Here is a 9,246-nt window from a genome sequence, read left to right as displayed (position 1 = left end):
CACCCGGGAGGGTGTGGGAGAGTAGGACACCGCCGGACAACACTTAACAGGAGCCCCGACCACGACGGTCGGGGCTCCACACCTTTAACACACCAAAAAACACGCACAACAAACCCGACAACAAGCAATGCGGACCCCTCAACGGCACGGGAGGTTGCCCGCGCGCAAGATAGAGTCACCGGATGAACCTGTCCCGGTCCCTCGATGTCCCCGCACTCCTTGCAAACGAACAGGTCCATTTGCGGCCGGTCGTCCTGGAGGATTCCGGGGCATTGGCAGCGGCGTACGTCCGGAACGCCGAGCACTTGTCCCCGTGGGAGCCTCGGCGCGAGCCGTCGTTCTTCTCGGTCTCCGGGCAGGAGAAGGCGGTTCGAAGCAAGCTGCAGCAGTGTGCTGCCGGCCGCGAGGTGCCCTGGGTGCTCGTCAGGTCCGGCATGATCGTTGGAACCATGACCCTGACAGGCATCGTCCGTGGTCCCTTCCTCAGCGCCAACCTTGGATATTGGGTTGATTCGGCTCATGCCGGCAAGGGCTTGGCCAAGGCAGCCGTCGGTGCGGTCTTGGATATGGCCGGCAGTGAGCTGGGGTTGCACCGTGTCCAGGCGGCCACGTTGGTGCACAATGCGGCTTCCCAAGCGGTGCTGAAGCGGAGCGGATTCGAGCGGATCGGGTTGGCGCCGTCGTACCTGAAGATCGATGGGAAGTGGCAAGACCATGTGCTCTATCAGCGCATTCTGCACTGATCCCTGCGGGGGTAGGATACTGTGTTGCCGCGCCGTAGGGTACGCCACAGCCGGCCCGTAGGCCCAAAAACCCCGAAAATCCGGTGATTTTGGTCAAAAAAGCGCGGAAACACGCGGAATTTGCTGGCCATGCCGGTGCAAGCTGGTAAGTTTTCGAGCAGTGGCTTGCTCGCGTTCCGCTTGCCGGCTCAAAAACGTATTAGTCCAGGAGGACGTAAATGGCTAAGAACCGTAGTGAACTCGTTGCAGAGGTAGCAGGCAAGGCTGGCACCAGCCAGGCAGCCGTCAACTCCGTGCTCGATGCACTGTTCGAAGTTTTCGAGACTTCTGTTGCTGCAGGCGAGAAGATCACCATCCCGGGCTGGCTCGCAGTTGAGCGTACCGACCGTGCAGCTCGTACCGGCCGCAACCCGCAGACCGGCGAGACCATCCAGATCGCAGCCGGCCACAGCGTCAAGCTGACCGCTGGTTCCAAGCTGAAGGCTGCTGTAGCCAAGAAGAAGTAACCATACTTCGGCGAACGCCTGGAAGAGGCGGCAACGTGATGTTGCCGCCTCTTCTGCTTTTTAATCTGATGTTTGCCCACTTCTCCTCCCCAGCAAACTCCCGATTCGCAGCCCGGCGGCAGGTAACGGACAATGGATAAGTGCCATTAGCCAGAAGCTCCGCCACTGCCCCTTCGCCCGTTCCCAAGCCGGGAGCGCGGGGAGGCGCCACTGGCATGGGTATTTCCTTGCCGTGGCAGCTCGCGGGCCTGGCTGTCCTGTTCCTGACGCTGGCCGGAGCGCTCATCTTCTCCGGTGCTGCGGCAGCCCGCCAGGTCTCCGACCCCGGCGCCTTGGTCCGGTGGGGCCTTCCCTTCGCGAAGGCCATTCACAACGTGTCTGTGGCAACCGTCATCGGTGGCCTGATCTTCGCCGTCGGAATCCTTCCCAAGAACCTCAAGCCCTCCAGGACGCGTGGCAAGGATGATCCCGAGGCACCCGAGCACCCCGCGTTTTCGCGGGCCTTGGCCGTTGCGGCCGCGGCGGGCGCCGCGTGGACTCTTTCAGCGGTGGCCGTCCTTGTCCTGACCTACGCCGACGTTGCAGGGCAGGGAGTCTCCGGGGACGCCGAATTCACCCGTTCCCTGGTGTACTTCATGACGGATATCGAGACGGGCAAGGCTTGGCTTGCGGTGACCATCATCGCAGCCGTTGTCACCACGGCCTTGTTTGGCGTGCGGTCCTTGACTGGCCTGGCGTTTACCTTGCTTTTGGCCCTCATCGGATTGGTTCCGACTGCCCTTATTGGGCACTCTTCAAGTTCCAGCGACCACGAGGGCGCCATCAACTCCCTGGGCATGCATCTGGTGGGGGTGTCCACGTGGGTGGGCGGCATCATCATGCTTGCGGTCCTGTCCGGTCTCCTGACGGGTTCACGGTCGTCGGGAACCGCTGACATCACCGAACCGACGCTCCGGCGCTTCTCGTCCCTGGCAGGTTTCGCGTTCGTCCTGGTCTTTGCCTCGGGCGTGATCAACGCCGCCATCCGCGTGACCAATCCCGGCGATCTTTTCGGTTCCTCCTACGGCCAGCTCATTCTTGCGAAGGCCCTGGCCACGTTGGTGCTGGGCGGCATCGGCTTCATGCACCGGCAGTGGGTGATACCCCAGCTGGGCAAGAATGGTTCGATGTCCGCCCGCAGGGTGTTGTGGCAACTGATTCTTGTGGAGCTCTTGGTGATGGGCGCGACGTCGGGACTCGCCGTGGCGCTGGGACGTTCCGCTCCGCCGCAACCCACCACGTATGCGCCGGATGCTTCGCCCGCTTTCATCCTGTCTGGCTATGAGGTGCCACCGGAGCTCACGCCCGAGCGCTGGCTCACCGAGTGGCGTTTCGACTGGCTCTGGGTAGGCGTGGCGTTGTTTGGCGCCGTTTCCTACATCCTGGGTGTCATCAAGATCCGCAAACGCGGCGACTCCTGGCCTGTGCTGCGCACCATCCCGTGGTTGGTGGGCCTGGTGGTCCTGACCTACATCACCTCCGGACCGCCCGCCGTGTACGGCCGCGTGCTGTTCTCTGCGCACATGGTTGACCACATGGCGCTGACCATGGTTGCGCCGATCTTCCTTGTCCTTGGCGCCCCGGTGACGCTTGCCCTGCGCGCCCTCCCTGCCCGCGGTGAGGGTGCCCATGGATCGAGGGGCCTGCGCGAATGGTTGCTGCTCTTTGTCCACTCACGCTTCTCGCAGGTAGTGACGCACCCGCTGTTTGCGGCCGCGAACTTCGCCGGTTCCATTGTGCTGTTCTACTATTCGGACCTCTTCGGCCTTGCCATGCGTGAGCATGTAGGCCACGAGCTCATGAACCTCCACTTCCTGTTGACGGGTTACATTTTCGTGCTGAGCATGATCGGCAGCGACCCCTTGCCGCGCAGGGCTCCGTATCCGATGCGCCTGCTCCTGTTGCTGGCCACGATGGGTTTCCACGCGTTCTTCGGCGTATCGATCATGGGTGGCACGGGCCTCCTCGCTGCGGACTATTTCGGCAACCTGGGCCGGACCTGGGGTGCGTCCGCTCTCGCTGACCAGCAAATGGGCGGTGCTGTTGCGTGGGGCATCGGCGAGGTCCCCACCTTGCTGGTGGCAATCGGAGTGGCGGTTATGTGGTCCCGTTCGGATGCACGGGAAACCCGGAGGGTCGATCGGGCGGCGGACAGGAATAACGACGCCGACCTGAGTGCTTACAACGATATGTTTGCCCGGCTGGCCGAGCGGGACGCCAAGGTGTCCAGCCGCCAGTCGGGTCCAGGGACCACTGCCGGCAACAATCCGGGGACCGAGGCGGCCAACGGCCCCGGCAGCACTGCCGGGAACCAGGCGGGCGATGAGTCCGGGACCGGGCAGACTGAACGAAACACCAAGCTGGAAGGACGCTGATGAGCGAAACCGTACGCACCCAACTCCGGGTCCGCGCCTCTGAGCTGGAGGGCCGGGGCTGGCTCAATACCGGCGGCAAGTCGCTCGACCTCGAATCGCTCCGCGGCAAGATCGTGCTGCTGGACTTCTGGACCTTCTGCTGCATCAACTGCCTCCACGTCCTGGACGAGTTGCGGCCACTTGAAGAAAAGTACTCCGACGTCCTGGTGACGGTAGGCGTGCACTCGCCCAAGTTCGAGCACGAGGCAGACCCGGTAGCGCTGGCCTCGGCCGTTGAGCGCTATGAAATCCACCACCCGGTGCTGGACGATCCTGAGCTTGCCACCTGGAAGGCCTACACAGCGCGCGCCTGGCCCACCCTGGTTGTCATTGATCCGGAGGGCTACATCGTGGCCCATCTCTCAGGCGAGGGCCACGCCGACGGCCTCGCGGTCCTGCTGGAAGAGCTTGTGGCTGAACATGAAGCCAAGGGCACCCTGCACCGTGGCAACGGCCCCTACGTGGCGCCCGAGCCGACATCCGGCACGTTGCGTTTCCCGGGGAAGGCAACCCAGTTGGACAACGGCAACTACCTGGTGGTCGATTCCGGACACCACCGGCTGGTTGAGCTGCGCCCTGACTTTGAGACGGTGGAGCGGGTGATTGGCTCGGGTACCAAGGGCTTCGCCGACGGCACTGCCGGGACCGCGCAGTTCAACGAACCCCAGGGCGTGGCGGTGCTGCCTGCAGGGCTCGCCTCGACGCTTGGCTACGACGTTGTTGTTGCCGACACCGTGAACCACCGCCTGCGCGGCGTCAACCTGGGCAGCGGCGAAGTGCGGACCATTGCGGGCAACGGTGTTCAGCGACTGCTCGACGCCGGCCCGGCCCGCGTCACCGAGTCGGGTGCCGGCAGCTGGTCGGAGCACCACGACGGCGGTCCGGCGGACTTTGCTGCCGATGCCTTGGACGTTGGGGTGCTTGGCCGCGGCACCGGCGTCTCCCTGTCCTCGCCATGGGACCTCGTGTGGAGCGAAAAGCTGCAGCGCGTGGTTGTTGCCATGGCAGGGACGCACCAGATCTTCGCTGTGGATCCCGTCAGCGGCATCGTTTCGATCCTGGCTGGCTCCGGCCTGGAGGGGCTGCTGGACGGTCCCGCCGAGGAAGCCTGGTTCGCCCAGTCGTCCGGCCTGGCCGTCGATGCGGAGGACAACATTTGGGTGGCCGACTCCGAAACCTCGGCATTGCGCCGCCTGGTGGTGGGTGAGTCCGGCGTGACAGTGGAAACCGCCGTCGGCACCGGCTTGTTCGACTTTGGCTTCCGTGACGGCGAGGCGGCTGAAGCGCGCTTGCAGCACCCCTTGGGCGTGACCGTCCTGCCGGATGGTTCGGTTGCCATTGCGGACACCTACAACGGGGCCGTGCGCCGCTACGATCCTTCAACCAACACGGTGTCCACTTTGGCCCGCGGATTGGCCGAGCCCAGCGACGTAGTGGTGGTCAACCATCAAGACGCGGAACCGCTGCTGGTGGTGGTGGAATCCAATAAGCACCAACTGGTTCTGGTTCCGATTCCCAAGGAAGCCCAGCAGGTGGACGAGGGCGCTTCGCAGACCCAGCGTCCCAAGAGTCCTGTGGTTCCCGGGAACCTGGATCTCACGGTCCGGTTCAAGGCCCCGACGGGCCAGAAGCTTGACGACCGCTGGGGCGACCCCACACAGTTGAAGATTTCCTCTACCCCGCCGGAACTCATCGTGTCGGGTGGGGGGACCTCCGTGGGGCTCCTGAGGACCGTGGAACTGAACCCGGAGGTGGCCGAGGGAATCCTTCACATCACCGCCCGTGCTGCGGCCTGCGACGGTCCTGAGACCGAAGACGGCGAGATTCCGGACCACGCGGCTTGCCACCTCTACCAGCAGGACTGGGGCATCCCGGTGGTCCTCCAGGCAGATGGCGATTCAGAACTGGTCCTGGACCTGCGGGGCATGGACTAAAGGCCGAAGCAAAGACGGGGTGGCCTGGCATCCTCCGAGCCGGAGGCAGCCAGGCCGGGAAGCCCCGGAGACCCGCGCGAGCCCTAGAACGTGAGCAGCGGTGTGACGGTCACGGTGGTGCCGTCGGTGTCCAACTGGGTGGTGAAACTGAAATCATGCACCACGTTGAGGTCATTGACGGCCCCGGTGAACAGGTTGATCTCGCGGGCAGTCAGCCGTGCCTTGCCGTTCAGGGGTGCCACCACCCATTTCCCGCCGAAGGGTTCGATGGTGATCTTGGGGTATTCCGTGATCTCCCATTTGATGGTCCCGTCCACTACCCGGGCGTTGCTGGCGTGGTAGAACGGACAGTCCGGCTGGAGCCGCTGTTGCTCCGTGGCTTCGGCGGCGCACTTGTCCAGGAATTCGCGGACCTTGCCGGCGACGGCCTCGTCCATGGACTTGGTGGAGCGGGTCTGGAGGTTCAGGGGAGCCTGCCCGCCGTCGCGGGTTGAGACGAGGGCTGAAGTGGCGGGTGCCTCGAAGAAGGTGCCGTTCAGGCTGGCCTCGTATTTGCCGGGAAAGAACACAGCGAACGTGTTGTGACCGTTGGGCATGTTGACCGGAACCCCGTTCAGGGCGGCTTCGCTGGCATTGACCACTGTGACGTCGATAGTGGGCAGGGTGGTGGGTACGAAAGCCCATTTTCCGAAGAACAGCCATTGCGTACCGGTGCGTTCCATGAGGAACTCGGTGTGGAGCCGGCTGCCGTCCAGGGTGTATTCCACGGGAACTGCCACACGGTTGCCGTTCCTGGATTCGGCGTTGCCGATCTTGACGTCCGAAAGGGCGGACGCGGCGGTTTGCAGGGCCGTTCCGTCCAGCATGGCGGCGTTCGCGTTGGGTACCTTGGCGCGCAATAAGCCCAGGGCCTGCTCGCCTTCGCCCTTCTGCAGCGCCTCGAGGTACTCCCGTACGGGCTGCTGCGGACTGGCCACGGAGTTGCTCACCAGATTGATGCAGACGATCGCGCCGGCGGCAGCAAGCATCAGACCGAGCAGCCATCCGGCTGCGGTCTTGACCAATGCTTGACTCACCTGCACGCCCTTTACGTTACCTGCCGTGGCGCCAATAGCCGCGCAGGAAGACTGTAAGGTGACTTAGCAAGAACGCCATACGGACGCACGACGGCGGCGACCGGCGCACGCGGGCCGGGCACCCGCCGTCGTGGTTCAGGCAGGAGCAAAGCTACCGGCGCCGCCGTGACGATGTGCCAAACACGCCGCGGATCAGGTCGCGGCCCAATTGGGTTCCCATGGATCGGACCATGTTCTTCAGGCCGCCACCCAAGGCACCGCCGAGGGCTCCGGCGAGGTCCCCGAACACGCCCGGGTCCGAGGGCGCGGGTGCGGGGACAGGCGCGGGAGCCGAAGGGACGGGGTAGGACGACGGCGCAGGGGCGGGACGGGAACTGAGCCGGCCGAGGATCTCTTCCTCGATGCGGCGGGCCTCGGCGTCAATATCGGCAGGGGAGCCGCCGGACGAACCGGAGGACGCGGGCACGGGAGGTTGCCCCGGCGCGGGCGATCCCGTGGGCACGGGCGCCGCACCGTTCAGCTTCTCGTAGGCTGACACGTTGTCCACCGCCGTGCCGTATTTGGCCAGGAGCGATGAAGCCGCCACGGTGCTCCGGACAAGGTCGTCCGCGCTGGGACCCATGACGGACTCGGGCGCGCGCAGCCGGGTCAAGGCCACGGGAGTGGGCGCGCCCTTCTCGTTCATGACCGTGATGACGGCCTCGCCGATGCCGGCCGAGGTGAGGGTCTCTTCGAGGTCGTAGTCGCTGACCGGGAAGGTGGACACCGTGGCCTTCAAAGCCTTGGCGTCCTCCGGGGTGAAGGCGCGCAGGGCATGCTGCACTCGGTTGGCGAGCTGGCCGAGGACATCCGCGGGCACGTCCTTGGGCGTCTGTGTCACGAAGAAGATGCCCACGCCCTTGGAACGGATAAGCCGAACCGTGGTGGTGATGGCGTCGAGGAAGGCCTTGGAAGCGCCGTTGAAGAGCAGGTGTGCCTCGTCCAGGAAGAACACGAGCTTTGGCTTGTCCAGGTCGCCGGCCTCGGGAAGGTCCTCGAACAGATCCGCGAGTAGCCACATAAGGAACGTAGAGAACAGCAGGGGCTTGGTCTGGAGGGTGGGGAGTTCCAAACAGCTGATGACGCCGCGGCCATCGGGAGCGGTGCGGAGGAGCTCGGCGGTATCGAACTCGGGCTCCCCGAAGAACTTTTCCATGCCCTGTGCTTCAAGGCCAACGAGTTCGCGGAGGATCACGCCTGCCGTGGCCTTGGACAGGCCGCCCAGGTCCGCGAGTTCGGCTTTTCCCTCATCCGAGGTGAGGAACTGGATGACGGCCCGCAGGTCCTTCAGGTCGATGAGTTCCAGGTTGTTCTTGTCCGCGAAGTGGAAGATGAGCTGGAGGCTGGATTCCTGGGTGTCGTTGAGGTCCATGATGCGGGAGAGCAGGATGGGCCCGAACGAGGTGATGGTGGCGCGCACCGGAATGCCGTTGCCGTCCCCGCCCAGGCAGAGGAACTCCACGGGAAAGTTCCTGGCAGACCACTCCTGGCCCAGGGCCGATGTGCGGGCGGTCAGCTTCTCGCTGGCGGTTCCCGCCGTCGCCAAGCCGGAGAGGTCGCCCTTGATATCGGCGAGGAACACCGGAACGCCCGCCGTCGAGAGCTGTTCGGCGATCATGTGCAGCGTGACGGTCTTGCCCGTACCCGTTGCACCGGCCACCAGGCCGTGCCGGTTCATCATGGCAAGGGGGAGCCGGACCTGGGCTTCTTTGTGGACTTCGTCGTCCACAATCGCGGCACCCAGCTCAATCGTGGCGCCTTGCAGGGTGTACCCCTGCTGGATGGTGGCGAGTTTTTCAGCAGTGGTTTTCGTGGCCATGCGCATAGCTTAGCTGCGCGGGACAAGATCCTTGCTGAATGCCAAATGCATGATTTCCTCGGGGTCGGCCGTGAGGTCGAACAGTGCTGTGTAGCCGGTGGCGAGGTAAAGGTTCTTGGCCTCCGGCTGGCGTGGTCCGGTGGTCAGGTACAGCTTGGAGTAACCGCGTCGGAGGGCCTCAGCCTCGAGTTCAGCGAGCACACGCCGGGCCAGTCCCCGGCGCCGGTGGGACGAGTGGGTCCAGATGCGCTTGAGTTCCGCAGTGTCCTGGTCGTAGCGGCGGAAGGCGCCCCCGGCAATGGATTCGCCGTTCTCCTGGATGATGAGGAGCGCTCCGTGCGGTGCGGCGAATTCCTCGGCAGGGTAGCGGTTCAGTTCCTCCGAGGCCCCTTCGCTGCTGAACAGGTCGCCATAGCGGGTGTCGTATTCGACGGCGAGCTCGTCCAGGAGCGGGCGGACGCGGGGATCGTCCATGGGCAGGCTGAGCACGGTCAGGCCCGACGGCGGCAGGGTTGGTGTTGCTGTCATGTGAAGCCTTTCGTAGGTGGTCACCCAAGTAGGTCGCAGTTGTGGGGGGGGTTTGGGGGGGAAAAGCGGACGAAATCGGGCGCGTGTGGGTGGTGGGGGGGGGGGGGGAGGGGGGGGGAGAGACCTGACGGCAGGGCCCCGGCACCAC

General features: G+C 64.6%; 7 protein-coding genes. 4 read left to right on the top strand and 3 right to left on the bottom strand.

Features of this window, described 5'->3' with window-relative positions; translation table 11 throughout:
- The first annotated feature begins 182 nt into the window (after nucleotides 1-182).
- The 4 genes from ACIQT2_RS23730 to ACIQT2_RS23715 all read left to right on the top strand — a co-directional run bounded on the left by ACIQT2_RS23730 (nucleotide 183) and on the right by ACIQT2_RS23715 (nucleotide 5,636).
- Entirely contained in the window at nucleotides 183-743 is a 561-nt protein-coding gene (locus ACIQT2_RS23730; protein ID WP_402951670.1) for a GNAT family N-acetyltransferase, read from the top strand.
- 218 nt (nucleotides 744-961) lie between these two features.
- Complete coding sequence (locus tag ACIQT2_RS23725) at nucleotides 962-1,249, top strand: HU family DNA-binding protein (RefSeq protein ID WP_011776355.1); 288 nt, start codon at nucleotides 962-964, stop codon at nucleotides 1,247-1,249.
- A 215-nt stretch (nucleotides 1,250-1,464) separates the two neighbouring features.
- Entirely contained in the window at nucleotides 1,465-3,663 is a 2,199-nt protein-coding gene (locus ACIQT2_RS23720; protein WP_402951667.1) for a cytochrome c oxidase assembly protein, read from the top strand.
- Nucleotides 3,663-5,636: an NHL domain-containing thioredoxin family protein gene (locus ACIQT2_RS23715; RefSeq protein ID WP_402951664.1), complete on the top strand. Its 1,974-nt coding sequence runs from the start codon at nucleotides 3,663-3,665 to the stop codon at nucleotides 5,634-5,636. The genes ACIQT2_RS23720 and ACIQT2_RS23715 overlap by 1 nt, the downstream gene beginning before the upstream one ends.
- Before the next feature lie 83 nt (nucleotides 5,637-5,719).
- Here ACIQT2_RS23715 and ACIQT2_RS23710 read toward each other — a convergent pair whose 3' ends face one another.
- The 3 genes from ACIQT2_RS23710 to ACIQT2_RS23700 all read right to left on the bottom strand — a co-directional run bounded on the left by ACIQT2_RS23710 (nucleotide 5,720) and on the right by ACIQT2_RS23700 (nucleotide 9,098).
- On the bottom strand, nucleotides 5,720-6,748 hold the full coding sequence (locus ACIQT2_RS23710) for a hypothetical protein (RefSeq protein WP_402951673.1): 1,029 nt from the start codon (nucleotides 6,746-6,748) through the stop codon (nucleotides 5,720-5,722).
- 115 nt (nucleotides 6,749-6,863) lie between these two features.
- Nucleotides 6,864-8,570: a helicase HerA-like domain-containing protein gene (locus tag ACIQT2_RS23705; protein WP_402951662.1), complete on the bottom strand. Its 1,707-nt coding sequence runs from the start codon at nucleotides 8,568-8,570 to the stop codon at nucleotides 6,864-6,866.
- 9 nt (nucleotides 8,571-8,579) lie between these two features.
- A complete protein-coding gene (locus ACIQT2_RS23700) occupies nucleotides 8,580-9,098 on the bottom strand; it encodes a GNAT family N-acetyltransferase (protein ID WP_402951659.1) in 519 nt (172 codons plus the stop codon).
- Nucleotides 9,099-9,246: the final 148 nt, after the last annotated feature.

This window comes from Paenarthrobacter sp. NPDC090522, from assembly GCF_044769225.1.
Classification (GTDB): domain Bacteria; phylum Actinomycetota; class Actinomycetes; order Actinomycetales; family Micrococcaceae; genus Arthrobacter.
This window is presented reverse-complemented; position numbering and strand designations above follow the sequence as displayed.

What these genes read in the sequence shown, in the direction of transcription:
- ACIQT2_RS23730 (WP_402951670.1), top strand. Translation starts at nt 183, where the DNA reads ATGAACCTGTCCCGGTCCCTCGATGTCCCCGCACTCCTTGCAAACGAA.
- ACIQT2_RS23725 (WP_011776355.1), top strand. Translation starts at nt 962, where the DNA reads ATGGCTAAGAACCGTAGTGAACTCGTTGCAGAGGTAGCAGGCAAGGCT.
- ACIQT2_RS23720 (WP_402951667.1), top strand. Translation starts at nt 1,465, where the DNA reads ATGGGTATTTCCTTGCCGTGGCAGCTCGCGGGCCTGGCTGTCCTGTTC.
- ACIQT2_RS23715 (WP_402951664.1), top strand. Translation starts at nt 3,663, where the DNA reads ATGAGCGAAACCGTACGCACCCAACTCCGGGTCCGCGCCTCTGAGCTG.
- ACIQT2_RS23705 (WP_402951662.1), bottom strand. Translation starts at nt 8,570, where the DNA reads ATGGCCACGAAAACCACTGCTGAAAAACTCGCCACCATCCAGCAGGGG.
- ACIQT2_RS23700 (WP_402951659.1), bottom strand. Translation starts at nt 9,098, where the DNA reads ATGACAGCAACACCAACCCTGCCGCCGTCGGGCCTGACCGTGCTCAGC.